General features: G+C 39.0%; 13 protein-coding genes and 1 tRNA gene. 10 read left to right on the top strand and 4 right to left on the bottom strand.

Annotated features, from left to right (window positions below; all coding sequences use genetic code 11):
• The first annotated feature begins 39 nt into the window (after positions 1–39).
• Positions 40–1,044, top strand: coding sequence for a response regulator (locus AC1HJP_RS02855; RefSeq protein ID WP_404390134.1), 1,005 nt, complete (start codon positions 40–42; stop codon positions 1,042–1,044).
• A 4-nt stretch (positions 1,045–1,048) separates the two neighbouring features.
• Positions 1,049–2,020: a GGDEF domain-containing protein gene (locus tag AC1HJP_RS02850; RefSeq protein WP_480360273.1), complete on the top strand. Its 972-nt coding sequence runs from the start codon at positions 1,049–1,051 to the stop codon at positions 2,018–2,020.
• An 11-nt stretch (positions 2,021–2,031) separates the two neighbouring features.
• On the opposite strand, the gene AC1HJP_RS02845 is transcribed toward AC1HJP_RS02850, so the two are convergent.
• The 4 genes from AC1HJP_RS02845 to AC1HJP_RS02830 all read right to left on the bottom strand — a co-directional run bounded on the left by AC1HJP_RS02845 (position 2,032) and on the right by AC1HJP_RS02830 (position 7,571).
• A complete protein-coding gene (locus tag AC1HJP_RS02845) occupies positions 2,032–3,546 on the bottom strand; it encodes a SpoVR family protein (RefSeq protein WP_480360272.1) in 1,515 nt (504 codons plus the stop codon).
• A 15-nt stretch (positions 3,547–3,561) separates the two neighbouring features.
• Entirely contained in the window at positions 3,562–4,848 is a 1,287-nt protein-coding gene (locus AC1HJP_RS02840; protein WP_480360271.1) for a YeaH/YhbH family protein, read from the bottom strand.
• Positions 4,849–4,873: 25 nt separating this feature from the next.
• Positions 4,874–6,796 (bottom strand): PrkA family serine protein kinase, encoded by a 1,923-nt coding sequence (locus AC1HJP_RS02835; RefSeq protein ID WP_421962835.1) that lies wholly within the window; start codon positions 6,794–6,796, stop codon positions 4,874–4,876.
• Positions 6,797–6,989: 193 nt separating this feature from the next.
• Positions 6,990–7,571: a Fe-Mn family superoxide dismutase gene (locus AC1HJP_RS02830; RefSeq protein WP_349286137.1), complete on the bottom strand. Its 582-nt coding sequence runs from the start codon at positions 7,569–7,571 to the stop codon at positions 6,990–6,992.
• A gap of 240 nt (positions 7,572–7,811) precedes the next feature.
• Between AC1HJP_RS02830 and AC1HJP_RS02825 the strand changes: the two genes are divergently transcribed.
• The 8 genes from AC1HJP_RS02825 (at position 7,812) to AC1HJP_RS02790 (ending at position 13,993) form a co-directional block, all read left to right on the top strand.
• Entirely contained in the window at positions 7,812–8,153 is a 342-nt protein-coding gene (locus AC1HJP_RS02825) for a Grx4 family monothiol glutaredoxin (RefSeq protein WP_480360269.1), read from the top strand.
• A gap of 849 nt (positions 8,154–9,002) precedes the next feature.
• Positions 9,003–9,692, top strand: a complete 690-nt coding sequence (gene tolQ / locus AC1HJP_RS02820; RefSeq protein WP_480360268.1) for a protein TolQ — start codon at positions 9,003–9,005, stop codon at positions 9,690–9,692.
• Position 9,693: 1 nt separating this feature from the next.
• Positions 9,694–10,119: a protein TolR gene (gene tolR, locus AC1HJP_RS02815; protein ID WP_480360267.1), complete on the top strand. Its 426-nt coding sequence runs from the start codon at positions 9,694–9,696 to the stop codon at positions 10,117–10,119.
• Between the two features lie 2 nt (positions 10,120–10,121).
• Positions 10,122–11,060: a cell envelope integrity protein TolA gene (gene tolA, locus AC1HJP_RS02810; RefSeq protein ID WP_480360265.1), complete on the top strand. Its 939-nt coding sequence runs from the start codon at positions 10,122–10,124 to the stop codon at positions 11,058–11,060.
• Between the two features lie 8 nt (positions 11,061–11,068).
• Positions 11,069–12,427, top strand: coding sequence for a Tol-Pal system beta propeller repeat protein TolB (gene tolB / locus AC1HJP_RS02805; RefSeq protein WP_480360264.1), 1,359 nt, complete (start codon positions 11,069–11,071; stop codon positions 12,425–12,427).
• A gap of 38 nt (positions 12,428–12,465) precedes the next feature.
• Complete coding sequence (gene pal / locus AC1HJP_RS02800) at positions 12,466–13,002, top strand: peptidoglycan-associated lipoprotein Pal (RefSeq protein ID WP_480360263.1); 537 nt, start codon at positions 12,466–12,468, stop codon at positions 13,000–13,002.
• A gap of 15 nt (positions 13,003–13,017) precedes the next feature.
• Positions 13,018–13,767 (top strand): tol-pal system protein YbgF, encoded by a 750-nt coding sequence (gene ybgF / locus AC1HJP_RS02795; RefSeq protein ID WP_480360262.1) that lies wholly within the window; start codon positions 13,018–13,020, stop codon positions 13,765–13,767.
• Between the two features lie 150 nt (positions 13,768–13,917).
• Positions 13,918–13,993 (top strand) — tRNA-Lys (locus AC1HJP_RS02790).
• Positions 13,994–14,088 lie beyond the last annotated feature (95 nt).

Here is a 14,088-nt window from a genome sequence, read left to right as displayed (position 1 = left end):
ATTACGGTAACTTGTAGTTCAACAGTGAAGAGAGCTTTTATGTCAACATTGGTATTAATTTGTGATGATTCCAAACTTGCGCGTCGGCAATTGGCCCGTTCGTTACCAGAAGACTGGGATATCAAAGTTGAATTTGCAGAGCACGGTTTAGATTGTTTAGAAAAAATCAAACAATTCTCTCCTGAAATACTTTTCTTAGATCTTAATATGCCTCATATGGATGGCTATGAAGTCCTGCAAGCCATCAATGAGCAAAACTTAAATGTTTTAACCGTAGTTGTTTCAGGTGATATTCAACCAAATGCCCATGAACGTGTGATGTCTTTAGGTGCAATTGATTTTATTCGTAAACCCTGTGATAAAGAAAAGCTTATTGAAATTATTGAGCAACATGGTATCAGGGATAGAGCAATCCGTGAAAGCTTAGTTCATAAGTTAGGTGAACAAGTCGATTCCGAATTACGAGACATCTATCAAGAATTAACTAATGTAGCAATGGGCCAAGCAGGTGATTTACTTGCACGATTACTAAATGTGTTTGTTGAATTACCAATACCAAATGTTAACGTGTTGGAAGTGAGCGAGCTTCACATGGCCCTTCAAGCCATTGATGCTAATGCATCGACATCTGGCGTTTGTCAGGGGTTTATCGGCGGCGGTGTGTCAGGTGAAGCTTTGTTATTATTAAATGACTCTAGCTTCAAAGAAATCGCTTCCTTGATGAATTACTCAGGTGAATTAAATAATAAAGTTGAGTTAGAGCTTTTGATGGATATTAGCAACATATTAATTGGTGCTATTTTATCAGGATTGTCTCGCCAGCTAGATATGCCATTTAGTCAAGGGCACCCGGTTGTATTGGGTCAACATTGTGAAGTGTCAGATCTGGTTAAAGCTAATAAAGGTCGCTGGCAAAGAACATTAGCGATTGAAATTAGCTACGGTATTGAAGATCACGATATTAAATGTGATCTGATGCTGTTATTTACTGAGGATTCAATTAAAACCCTCAAATACAAAGTTGCTTATTTACTAGAAGAATAATCGTATGCCTGCTGCAGATTTTGACATGAATGAAGTTCACTGGCTGATGGATATGTTCAACACCGTTGACGTAGGTCTAGTTGTGTTAGACAGAAATTATCAGGTCTGTGTTTGGAATGGCTTCATGGAAAACCATTCAGGGCTATTACCGAGTGCGGTAAAAGACAAAGATATTTTTGATTTATTTCCGAGCCTTGATGAGAAATGGTTCAGAAGTAAAACTGAGCCAGTTTTTGTTTTAAAAAATCGCTCCTTTACTATTTGGGAGCAGCAACCTTATATTTTTAGGTTTAAAAATTACCGCCCGATCACAGGTAAAGCTGATCACATGTATCAGAACTCAACCATAATACCACTGACTACACTTACAGGTGAAGTTAGCCACATTTGCCTAATAATATACGATGTGACGGATGAAGCGGTGAACAAGCAAGACCTTGAGCTTGCTAACCGTCAGCTTGAAAAAATGAGCCGTACAGATAGCTTAACTAAGCTATCAAATAGAGGTTTCTGGGAAGATCAACTTAAAAAAGAGTTTCTAAGATTACAAAGAAGCCAAGGCGCCAGTAGCTTGTTAATGTTCGACATTGATTTCTTTAAGAAAATCAATGATGAGTACGGTCATGGTGGTGGTGATGAAGCAATTAGACATATCTCTGATCTGCTAAAGAAAACGTTAAGAGAATCGGATACTGCTGGTCGTTATGGTGGCGAAGAGTTTGCTGTTACTTTAGTCGATACTCCTCAAGAGGGGGCTGTGGTGTTTGCAGATAGGCTTCGTTCTCTAATCGAAAAATCTTCCATTTTTTATGATGATAAAGTAATCAAAGTCACTGTCAGCATTGGAGTCGCAACTTTTTCAAGCGATTTTCAAAAACATGAAGAATGGATTGAAGCGGCTGATATTGCTTTATACCACGCTAAAGAAACAGGGCGTAATCGTGTCGCCTGTTTTAGTAAAGATATGAAAGAGTAAGCTGACTAAGTTCAGCTTACTTTTTTAGCATCTTCATCCTTAGGACATTGTGCAATTGTTTCAACTATGTCCGACTCATTCACTTGTTCAAGTCGAACAGTAAAACCCCAAAGCCTATAAAGGTGTTTAATTACTTCTGCTTTTGAATCATGAAGTGGAATACCATTTTGTGGCACGTAGCGAAGTGTGAGAGATCTATCACCTCTTACATCCACGTTATAGACTTGTATGTTGGGCTCATGATTACTCAAATTGTACTGTGCTGAGAGTGCAGAACGAACCTTTTGGTAACCTTCTTCATTATGAATAGCACCAACTTCTAAATGTGGCGCTTTTTGTTTGTCGATAATGGTAAAGAGTTTGAAATCTCTGATCAGCTTCGGGGATAAAAACTGACTAATAAAACTTTCATCTTTAAAGTTTTGCATGGCAAAATGCAGCGTATCAAGCCAATCTGCACCAGCAAATTCCGGAAACCAACGCTTATCTTCTTCGGTTGGGTTTTCACAAATACGTCTAATATCTGTCATCATATTAAAACCAAGCGCATAGGGGTTTATACCGGAGTAGAATTTACTGTTGTAAGGCGGTTGAAAAACAACATTAGTGTGACTTTGCAAAAACTCTAGCATAAATGCGTCAGATAATTTTCCCTCATCATATAAGTGGTTCAGAATGGTGTAATGCCAGAATGTTGCCCATCCCTCATTCATCACCTGAGTTTGTTTTTGCGGATAAAAATATTGCGATATTTTTCGGACTATTCTGATTACTTCCCGTTGCCATGATTCCAGTAATGGCGCATTTTTCTCAATAAAATAAAGAATATTCTCTTGTGGCTCAGAAGGGAATCGTGGCTGATCTATCGTTTGTTCTTGTTGGTTTTTAGGTATTGTACGCCACAGCTCATTTACCTGAGATTGTAAGTAATCTTCTCGCTCCTTTTGACGTTTCTGTTCTTCATACATTGAAATCTGTTGGGGTCGTTTATATCTATCAACACCGTAATTCATCAATGCATGGCACGAGTCAATTAGGTTTTCTACTTCATCAATACCATATTTTTGTTCGCACTCAGAAATGTAATTTTTGGCGAATAGTAGATAATCTATGATAGAAGATGCATCAGTCCAGGTCTTAAATAAGTAGTTGCCTTTGAAAAAAGAGTTATGTCCGTAACATGCATGCGCCATTACCAGCGCTTGCATGGGCAAAGTATTCTCTTCCATTAAATAGGCAATGCACGGGTTAGAGTTAATAACAATCTCATACGCTAGACCCATTTGACCACGCCGATAATTTTGTTCAGTTTGAATAAACTTTTTACCGTAAGACCAATGACTATAACCGATGGGCATACCAACACTTGAGTATGCGTCCATCATTTGCTCAGCCGTAATAACTTCAATTTGATTTGGGTACGTGTCTAAGCGGTAAAACTCAGCTACACGAGCAATTTCAGCTTGGTACTCTTCAAGTAGTTCAAATGTCCAGTCAGGACCATCGTTGATCGGATTATATGTCATAACCCCTCCTTAAGACTAAGCAGCGCCTTGATGTTGTTTTTGGTTCTTTTTAAATAACTCTCTGAAGATTGGATATATATCTTCAACACTTCGAATATGCTGCATGGCAAAATTACTGTTCGTTTGCGCAATGCCTTGATATTCACGCCACAGGCTTTGGTGAGCACGTGTTGTTATTTCTATATACGCGTAGTAGCGAACCGTTTTCAGCAGTTTATTGGTAAGAATATCTGTACAGTGTGGCGAGTCATCAGCCCAGTTATCACCGTCAGAAGCCTGTGCTGCATAGATATTCCAATCACCTTGTGAATAACGCTCTTTTACTATTTCATCCATGAGTTTAAGTGCACTAGAGACAATGGTACCGCCAGTTTCTTGAGAGTAAAAAAACTCTTGTTCATCGACTTCTTTTGCTTGGGTATGATGCCTAATATAAACGACTTCAATATCTTTATAGGTACGAGTTAGAAATTGATAAAGTAAAATATAAAATCGCTTTGCCATATCCTTTGTAGCCTGATCCATTGAACCAGAGACATCCATTAAGCAAAACATAACTGCCTTGCTTGTTGGGTGAGGGCGTTTTTCGTAATTACGAAAACGTAGGTCGTAATTATCTATAAAAGGTACAGCTGCGATCTTACGTTTAAGCTCTTCTATTTCTAACTTAAGATTATTAATTTGATGCTCTGGAGGCACGCTTTCATTTAATAATGCCTCAAGCTCTTCTTCAGCCTCTTTTAATCGACGTTTTTTTCCAGCAGACATTGCAACTCTTCTTGATAATGAACCTTGCAAGGAACGAACAATATCTAAATTGCTTGGCATACCATCGTTACAAAACCCTGCTCTGTGGGTTTTCATTTGCACTAATTTATCAAGTTGACTTTGTTGAAGGTTAGGTAGTTCTAAGTCTTCAAACAAAAGATCGAGGTACTCATCTTTTGAGATTGAAAAAACAAAGTCATCTTGACCTTCACCTTGATCACTGGCTTCACCTTCACCGCCACCACCTCCTTGACCTGAAGGTGGGCGTTGTATTTTATCGCCAGTACTAAATTGATCATTACCAGGGTGGATCATGTCACGATCTCCCCCTTTTCCTTGGTGAAAAATAGGCTCACTGATATCACGTTGTGGTATTGAAATGCTTTCACCACTGCTTATATCGGTGACACTTCTCTTATTGATAGCATCTGATACAGCTTCTTTTATTTGCTTTTTATACCGTCTGATGAAGCGCTGACGATTCAACGTACTTTTATTCTTCCCATTCAGGCGACGGTCTATAAAATGTGCCATAAATCACCCTCCAAGAACTCACGCTTTACTGAGACTTTCTAACTCTTAAATACCATTCTGATAACAAGCGAACTTGCTTCTCGGTGTAACCTTTTTCAACCATACGATTGACGAAGTCTTCGTGTTTCTTCTGATCTTCAGCAGACGTTTTAGCGTTGAATGAAATCACAGGTAGAAGATCTTCAGTATTCGAGAACATTTTCTTCTCTATGACAGTGCGTAACTTTTCATAACTAGTCCAAACAGGATTCTCTCCGTTGTGATGCGCTCTCGCTCTGAGGACAAAGTTAACTATTTCATTTCTAAAATCTTTCGGATTAGAAATGCCAGCAGGTTTCTCTATTTTCTCAAGTTCTGCATTTAAAGCCGCTCTATCGAATAGCTGGCCTGTATCAGGATCACGGTATTCTTGATCTTGGATCCAGAAGTCAGCATAAGTAACATAGCGGTCGAAGATGTTTTGGCCGTATTCTGAGTAAGATTCCAAGTATGCGGTTTGTAACTCTTTGCCAATAAACTCCACATACTGAGGAATTAAGTATCCTTTTAGGTGGCTTAAGTAACGTTCTTGTACTTCAGCATTAAATTGCTCACGCTCAATTTGTTGTTCTAGTACATAGAATAAATGAACTGGGTTGGCCGCAACCTCGGCATGATCGAAATTAAACACGCGAGATAGAATTTTGAATGCAAAGCGAGTAGATAAGCCCGTCATACCTTCATCGACGCCTGCATAATCGCGATATTCTTGGTAGGACTTAGCTTTAGGATCTGTGTCTTTTAAGCTTTCACCATCATACACTCGCATTTTAGAATAAATGCTGGAGTTTTCAGGCTCCTGTAATCTGGAGAGCGACACGAATTTTGCAAGGGTTTCTAAAGTACCTGGTGCACATGGCGCTGAAGAGAGTTCGCTATTATCTAATAACTTTTGATAAATTTTGACTTCTTCAGACACTCTCAAGCAATACGGCACTTTTACAATATATACACGATCTAAGAATGCCTCATTGTTTTTATTGTTTTTAAAACTTTGCCATTCAGACTCATTCGAGTGCGCTAATATCATTCCGTTGTATGGAAGCGCTGAAATGCCTTCTGTACCGTTGTAGTTACCTTCTTGGGTTGCGGTTAATAGGGGGTGAAGCACTTTAATTGGTGCTTTGAACATTTCAACAAACTCCATAAGACCTTGGTTTGCCAAACACAGTGAGCCTGAATATGCATAAGCATCTGGATCATTTTGTGCGTAATGTTCAAGTTTTCTAATATCTACTTTCCCCACTAATGCGGAGATATCTTGGTTGTTTTCATCACCAGGTTCAGTTTTTGCAATTGCAACCTGATCTAAAATAGACGGATAGCGTTTAACAACTTTGAATTGGGTAATGTCTCCACCAAACTCATGTAATCGCTTAGTCGCCCAAGGAGACATGATTGTTTTTAAATAGCGAGGCTTAATACCATATTCTTTCTCTAGTAAGTTTGCATCTTCGACAGGGTTAAACAAAGAAAGGGGGTGGTCGTTAACTGGAGACCCTTTGATGGCGTAAATAGGGACTTGCTGCATTAGATATTTCAGTTTTTCTGCAATCGACGATTTACCACCACCAACCGGGCCGAGAAGATAAAGTACTTGTTTACACTCTTCTAAACCTTGCGCAGCATGTTTTAAATATGAAACGATTTGTTCAATGGCTTCTTCCATACCATAAAATTCGCTAAAAGCTGGGTAGCGAGCAATTACACGGTTTGAAAACAATCGGCTCAATCTTGCATCTGTAGAAGTATCAACCATCTCAGGCTCACCAATAGCCATGAGTAATCGTTCTGCCGCACTTGCATACGCCGATTTATCGTTCTTACAGATTTCTAGAAATTCAGCGATTGAATATTCTTCTTCTTGGGAAGCTTCATATCTGGCTTGATAATGTTCGAATATTGTCATAACGACCTCCAAATAACCTGTGTGAGCTTAGAATAAGAAACTATTTAATAGTAAAAGGTATATTTAAAGCTTAGACATGAAATTAGGAAATTGCCTAAAAAATCCAGATATTTAATTGATGAATGGTAAAGACGGAAATATAAAAAAGGCGCCCGTAGACGCCTTTATTCAATTATTTGCAATGAAACAGATGTTAAGCTAGGTTGCTGTTAGCAAATTCCCAGTTAACTAGTGCCCAGAAACCTTTTAGATATTCAGGACGAACATTGCGGTAATCGATATAATAAGCGTGTTCCCAAAGGTCAACAGTTAGGATAGGCGTTACACCTTCCTCTGTTAGTGGAGTCGCTGCATTTGAAGTATTTACGATGTCTAGTGAACCGTCAGCTAGTTGTACTAACCAAGTCCAGCTTGAACCGAAGTTGTTTACTGCTTTATCGTTGAAAGCTTCTTGGAATGCTGCGAATGAGCCCCATTTCGCATTAATTAGTTCAGCAACTTTACCAGTTGGCTCGCCACCTGCATTTGGTGCAAGGCTGTGCCAGTAGAAAGTGTGGTTCCAGATTTGTGCTGCGTTATTGAAAACGCCGCCTTCAGAGCTACATACTACTTCTTCAAGAGTTTTCTCTGCAAAGTCAGTACCTTCAACTAAACCATTTAATTTCACTACATAAGTGTTGTGGTGCTTACCGTGGTGAAATTCTAAAGTTTCTTTAGAAATATGTGGTTCTAGCGCATCGATTGCATAAGGTAATGACGGTAGTTCAAAAGCCATGGTTATCTCCATTTGTTATGTATTTTGCTAATTGCGATTGAAACATAGACTACTGAAGTCCAGATTTCTATACGAATTAACTTTATAGTGATACTATAATTCCTGAGTATTTTACTCAAGTTTAGGCAAACAGCAATGGCGTAGTTAGAGACTATTTGTTTTATTTGCCAAAAATGCGTGTTTTATCACGCAATGAATTCGATTTTTCATGGCTACGCATCGTCACATAGAGGTTAATAAATGGAAACCATTGATAAAATTAAGCAACAAATTTCTGAAAACCCAATCATTTTATATATGAAAGGCTCACCTAAACTGCCTAACTGTGGTTTTTCTTCACAAGCATCTCAGGCACTAATGGCTTGTGGTGAGCAGTTTGCTTATGTTGATATTCTTTTAAACCCTGATATTCGTGCTGAGTTACCTCACTATGCGAACTGGCCGACTTTCCCTCAGCTTTGGGTTGAAGGTGAGCTAATCGGTGGTTGTGACATTATTCTAGAAATGTTCCAAAAGGGTGAGTTACAGCCGTTAATTAAAGAAACTGCTGACAAATATAGAGATGAAAGCGAAGGAGCTTAATCTTAATTACTCAATACCAAGAGCTCGAACTGATGTTCGGGCTTTTTTTTGTCTGAATTTTACTTCAATAAAAAATGGGCAAAAAAAAGCCCGCTAAAAAAGCGGGCAAAACAACAAGTTGAAGGAAGTAATAAGGGAACATTAAATACATAAAGTTGTATCTAACTAAGCAATAGGACAAATCAGGAATCATATTGCTAAAAACTGTTTCGGTAAGTTGTCTTACTGGAACGGGAGATATAATACGAGTTCTATGATTTGTTATCAAACTAGAAAATTTATAGATTTCAGATAAAAAAATCTAATGCGATAAAGGTTTTATTTGCTCTGGACTCTAGTTTAACTTTAACTTTAATTCTCTATGTTATTGATTTAAATCATCAAGCTATAATTTGAACAAGCTTTTTGTAATTAGTTTAATTGTTGGAAATTGGTATTACCAATGGTTTTTTGATGGTTTATTCAATGATTTTGAATAAGTACTGCGGTTTATGCACTATCTTCTCATAAATAAGCGTCTATTCATTTTACTGTTTTTATTATTGAGCTTTTATTTCGGCTGGATAACTATTACTTACGCTCAATTAAAACTTTGATGACAAAATAAAGGTAAATTCTAAAGTGTTTTTTGAACACTAAGCATCAAATTTGAGAAAGGAAACCAGTGGGTTAGTAAGATAAGGATGCTATTTAAACAGTTTGTCGTTAAATCACTTCAATTCGTAGTAATCAGATTGTCAGGGCTGCAATGTCTGGGTAAACTAAATGAACTATTGGCTTGTGGCATTGTCGATGAATAAGCTGATGGCGCTGAATGCCCAAACACAACTATTTTAGGAGTATAACAACGTGGAATCGGGTCTAAATTTCGTTGATCTTATATTAAAAGCAAGTTTATTGGTTCAACTGGTTATGTTGACGTTAGTGGGTATGTCGATAGCTTCTTGGGCAATTATTTTTCAGCGTAAGTCAATAATTTCAAAAGCCATGCACGATACTAAAAAGTTCGAACAAAAATTTTGGTCAGGTATGGAGCTCAGTAAGTTATACAATGAAATCAGTGCACGCACAGGTAGCCCTGCAGGTTTAGAAGCATTATTTGTGTCTGGCTTTAAAGAATTTGCTAGACAAAAGAAAAGTTCGAATCAAGGCACTGGCCTTGTTATCGAGGGTACGCATCGCTCAATGCGCGTGGCACTTTCAAGAGAAGTGGAGAAATTAGAATCAAGTCTTTCATTTTTGGCAACAGTAGGTTCAATTAGCCCTTACATCGGCTTATTCGGTACTGTGTGGGGTATTATGAATGCCTTTATTGCATTGGGTGAAGTGCAGCAAGCAACACTACAAATGGTTGCACCAGGTATTGCTGAAGCACTTATCGCAACAGCCATTGGTTTATTCGCTGCGATTCCTGCTGTTATGGCGTATAACCGTTTTGCAAAGAACGTAGAAAAGCTTGAAAGTCATTACATTAACTTTATGGAAGAGTTTGCGAATATTCTTCATCGCCAAGCTGCAAATTCGGTAGAGGCCAAGTAATATGTACTTACGTAAAAAACGACGTCCGGTTGCAGAAATAAACGTGGTGCCGTACATCGATGTTATGTTGGTATTGCTTATTATTTTTATGGCGACAGCACCACTGATTACTCATGGTGTAAAAGTTGACTTGCCTAAGATGTCAGAGTCTGATTTGGTAGAAACAAAAGAAGCACTACCTATCATAGCCAGCATTGATGCCGAGGGGCGCTATTACGTGAGTGTAGGCACTGATCCTGAGGCGCCGATGGATGCAGTTGAGGTTGCTGCTGTTATCAAACTTAAACTTCAGCAAAATCCTGAAACCCCAGTTTTAATAAAAGGCTCGGGTCGTGTGTCTTATCAAGAAGTGCTCTTACTAATGGATTTCTTGAAGAATGCAGGCGTGCCGTCAGTAGGGTTAATGACTAAGTCTTTTGAGGAGTAGTCATGGAATCATTAACCAGTGGATTTGTTAAATCGTTTCTACTTCATATTGCATTAGGTGGCTTTTTGTTTGCTACGGCAAATTTTGAAATGCCTACACCTACAGTTATGCAGGTTCAGCTAAATCCCGTTGTTGAGGAGCAAGATGAAAAAGTTGTCTCTGCTGTATCGGTTGACCAGAAACTTGTAGAGCAAAAAATTGCTGAACTTAAGCAGCAAGAAGACAGTAAGAAACGTGCTGAAGAAAAGCGTATCAGAGATCTCGAAAAGCGTGCGCAACAAGCCAGAAAAGAAAGAGAAGCTGAAGCGCGTCGAATAAAAAAATTGGAGCAACAAAGGTTGGCTAAGCTAGAAGAAAAGCGTAAAGCTGAAGCTCAAGCAAAGAAAGCCAAAAAGATTGAAGAGAAGCAAAGAGCAGATGCTGAAAAAGCGCGCGCTGAAAAGCTCGCAGCAGAAAAAGCCGCTAAGGCTGCTTCTGATAAGCGAAAAGCCGAAGAAGATGCGTTACGGAAAGCTAAAATTGCACGTAAAAAACGTGAAGAAGATGAAAAGCGCAGAGCAGAAGAAGCTGAAAAAGCACGTTTGAAAGCACTTGAAGAACAGCTACTGCAAGAGCAATTAGCACAAGAGCAAGCTGCTCGTAACAAACTAAGAAAGCAGCAAGTGATGGGCGAAGTTGAAAAATTCCAGGCGCTAATTTCTCAACGCATTCAGTCAAATTTATTGACCGATGAAGCGATGAGAGGCAAAGAGTGTCGCGTAAATATTCGACTTGCTTTTAATGGCTTAGTAACAAGTGTAAAACCTCTAGGGGGAGACAAGCTTGTTTGTGATGCTGCACTTAGAGCTATTCGTTTAGCGGATACTTTACCTGTTTCCAAAGATAAAGATGTGTTTGAACAACTCAAGAACATCAACTTAACAATTAAACCAGAACTATAAGGAAAACTATGCTCAAGCGATTCAAAGTATTATTAGTTTGCTTAGTTTTATCTATTCAAAATTATGCTTTTGCGGCTCTTGAAATTGTCATTACCGAAGGGGTAGACAGTGCAAGACCTATTGCCATCGTTCCGTTTAAATTCGAAGGCGTAGGTGAGTTACCTATGCAATTAAGCGATGTTATTGCCGCTGACTTAACACGTAGTGGTAAATTTAAACCTCTTTCATTTGCTGATTTGCCGCAAATGCCTTCTACAGATGAAGACATTGACTACGATGCATGGGTATCTAAGGGCGTTGAAGCAGTTTTAGTCGGTTCTATCACTCAACAACCGGGTGGTCGTTACTTGGTTAAGTATGAGCTAATTGATGTGATCAGAGCGCAAATCACTGGTGGTGAAACGCGTATGATGACTAATGGTCAGTTAATGAAAAGTCAGGATCATATTCAAGAATCTCGTCAGTCGATCATTAATGAAGCTGGTTTTAGAAGCTACGCGCACCAAATCAGTGATGTAGTTTATGAATCACTAACAGGTGAAAAAGGGGCGTTTAGAACTAAAATTGCTTATGTCATTGTGCGAGAAAACACAGATAAGCCGTACCAACTCGTTGTAGCGGATTATGACGGCTATAACGAGCAAGTATTGCTTCGCTCAAATGAGCCATTAATGTCACCAGCTTGGTCTCCAGATGGTACTAAATTGGCTTATGTGACTTTTGAAAACCGCCAATCTCAAATCGTTATGCAAGACCTTTATACAGGTAAGCGAGATATCATAACCAGCTATCCGGGTATAAATGGTGCGCCACAGTTTTCTCCTGACGGGACAAAGTTACTTATTGTTCTTTCTAAAGACGCAGGTGGTGCAACTGAGGTTTACCTATTAGACTTAAAAACGCGAAAAGAAACGCGCTTAACAAAGCACAGAAGTATAGATACTGAACCGTCTTGGCACCCGAATGGCAAAGAAATTGTCTATACATCGGAAAGGGGTGGTAATGCTCAGATATATAAGTTAAATTTACAAACTGGTAGATCTAAGCGTGCTACCTTTGATGGCGATATGAACTTAGCGGGTTCAATTACACCAGATGGCAAGCAACTTGTTATGGTGAATAGAACATTAGGAAAGTACCATATTGCGAAAAAAGAATTAAATTCAGGGTTATTCCAGGTGCTAACGCGTACTCGTTTAGACGAGTCACCAAGTATTGCGCCGAATGGCTCTATGATTATGTATAGTACCTTGTACAATAACAAGCAGGTATTAGCTCTGGTTTCGATGGACGGCAGATTCAAAGCACGTCTACCTGTTACTGATGGACAGGTTAAGGCACCAGCATGGTCACCTTTTTTACAGTAGTTTTACTGGTATGAATTTTTGATATAGGAATATACTCGATGCAACTTAACAAAACCTTAAAAGCTTTATTGGTCGCTTTACCAGTAATGACACTTGCAGCATGTAGCTCATCTTCAAGCGTTGACGAAAGTGCTGCAAATCAAAACAATGGTGCTAACGCATCACAATCTGGTAGCAATGTAGAAGTTAACACTTTAACACCAGAGCAAGCTGCAGCTGAGAAACTACAACAGAAATATGTAGCGCTTCGTCAAGAGCAAATCGTATACTTCGACTTCGATAAATCAAGTATTCGTGGTCAGTATGCTGAGCTACTTCAGGCTCACGCTGATTTCTTAGTAAAAAACCCAAGTGTTAAAGTACTAATCGAAGGTCATGCTGATGAGCGTGGTACGCCTGAGTACAACATTGCACTAGGTGAGAGCCGTGGTAAGTCAGTTGCTAAATACCTACAAAGCCTAGGTGTTTCTGACAGCCAAATCTCTGTAGTGAGCTACGGTGAAGAGAAGCCAATGGTTAAGTCTCGCACTGAAGAAGCTTTTGCTAAAAACCGTCGTGCGGTTTTAGTTTACTAATTTGAAAGAGTGATTATGAAGCCGAAATATATTTTGGCAGCCATAATGATGAGCGGGAGCACCCATGTATGGGCTGCTCCCGCTCCTGTATCTGAGGCTGCAAATTCAACCCAAACAATAGAACAGCGTTTAGCTCAGCTTGAAAGCATGATGAAAACGCGTAACTTGTTGCAAGTCGAACTCCAGCAGCAACTTAATTTGCTGCAAGATGAAGTATCTCAAGTAAGAGGTGTGACAGAAGAGCAAAGTTATAAACTTGAAAAAGTGTTACAAAGACAACGAGAGCTGTATCAAGAAATTGAAAATCGTGTGTCTAAAGTTTATGAACAATCAAGTGCGACGACATCTTCAGATGTCGTTGTTGATAGCTCACAAGCGATCAGCAGCGATTTATCAGAAAACGAAGCCTATGACAGAGCAGTTGCTTTGATCATGAAGGACAAACGTTATGATGCAGCTATTCCAGAATTACAAAACTTTTTAACCGCTTTCCCTAATTCTGTATATATGCCAAATGCACACTATTGGTTAGGACAATTATTTTCCATCAAGAATAACGACGCACAAGCGCGAATTCATTTCCAAGATGTTGTGAGTAATTATCCGAATTCAAATAAACGTCCTGATGCTTTATTAAAGTTAGGTATTATCTTCCAAAAAGAAAACAACTTTGAAAAAGCCAAAGAGTTGTTAAATACTCTAATTAAAGAATACCCAAGTACGACTGCTGCAAAATTGGCCACAGAACGTCTTGGTAAGATGTAATGGCATAATATTTTGCCAGTATGGTTTAAAATTAGGCGCTTAGACGTAAAAACTGAAAAAAACTACGCATTTCAGTTGCACTCATTTTTTAAATAAGTATTATAAGCGCCCGCAGCAGGCGATTGATTCAAATCACTTGTTGCACTAAGTGGGTCATTAGCTCAGTTGGTAGAGCAGTGGACTTTTAATCCATTGGTCGATGGTTCAAGTCCATCATGACCCACCACTTATTAAGTTTTGATATCCGAGCGGGTCATTAGCTCAGTTGGTAGAGCAGTGGACTTTTAATCCATTGGTCGATGGTTCAAGTCCATCATGACC

The sequence above is a fragment of the Pseudoalteromonas sp. NFXS53 genome, from assembly GCF_056629255.1.
Note: the sequence above shows the minus strand (reverse complement) of the source record. Positions and strands in the feature narration are given on the sequence as shown.

Coding starts and splice junctions, on each gene's coding strand:
- AC1HJP_RS02855 (WP_404390134.1), top strand. CDS start 40: ATGTCAACATTGGTATTAATTTGTGATGATTCCAAACTTGCGCGTCGG.
- AC1HJP_RS02850 (WP_480360273.1), top strand. CDS start 1,049: ATGCCTGCTGCAGATTTTGACATGAATGAAGTTCACTGGCTGATGGAT.
- AC1HJP_RS02845 (WP_480360272.1), bottom strand. CDS start 3,546: ATGACATATAATCCGATCAACGATGGTCCTGACTGGACATTTGAACTA.
- AC1HJP_RS02840 (WP_480360271.1), bottom strand. CDS start 4,848: ATGGCACATTTTATAGACCGTCGCCTGAATGGGAAGAATAAAAGTACG.
- AC1HJP_RS02835 (WP_421962835.1), bottom strand. CDS start 6,796: ATGACAATATTCGAACATTATCAAGCCAGATATGAAGCTTCCCAAGAA.
- AC1HJP_RS02830 (WP_349286137.1), bottom strand. CDS start 7,571: ATGGCTTTTGAACTACCGTCATTACCTTATGCAATCGATGCGCTAGAA.
- AC1HJP_RS02825 (WP_480360269.1), top strand. CDS start 7,812: ATGGAAACCATTGATAAAATTAAGCAACAAATTTCTGAAAACCCAATC.
- tolR (WP_480360267.1), top strand. CDS start 9,694: ATGTACTTACGTAAAAAACGACGTCCGGTTGCAGAAATAAACGTGGTG.
- tolA (WP_480360265.1), top strand. CDS start 10,122: ATGGAATCATTAACCAGTGGATTTGTTAAATCGTTTCTACTTCATATT.
- tolB (WP_480360264.1), top strand. CDS start 11,069: ATGCTCAAGCGATTCAAAGTATTATTAGTTTGCTTAGTTTTATCTATT.
- pal (WP_480360263.1), top strand. CDS start 12,466: ATGCAACTTAACAAAACCTTAAAAGCTTTATTGGTCGCTTTACCAGTA.
- ybgF (WP_480360262.1), top strand. CDS start 13,018: ATGAAGCCGAAATATATTTTGGCAGCCATAATGATGAGCGGGAGCACC.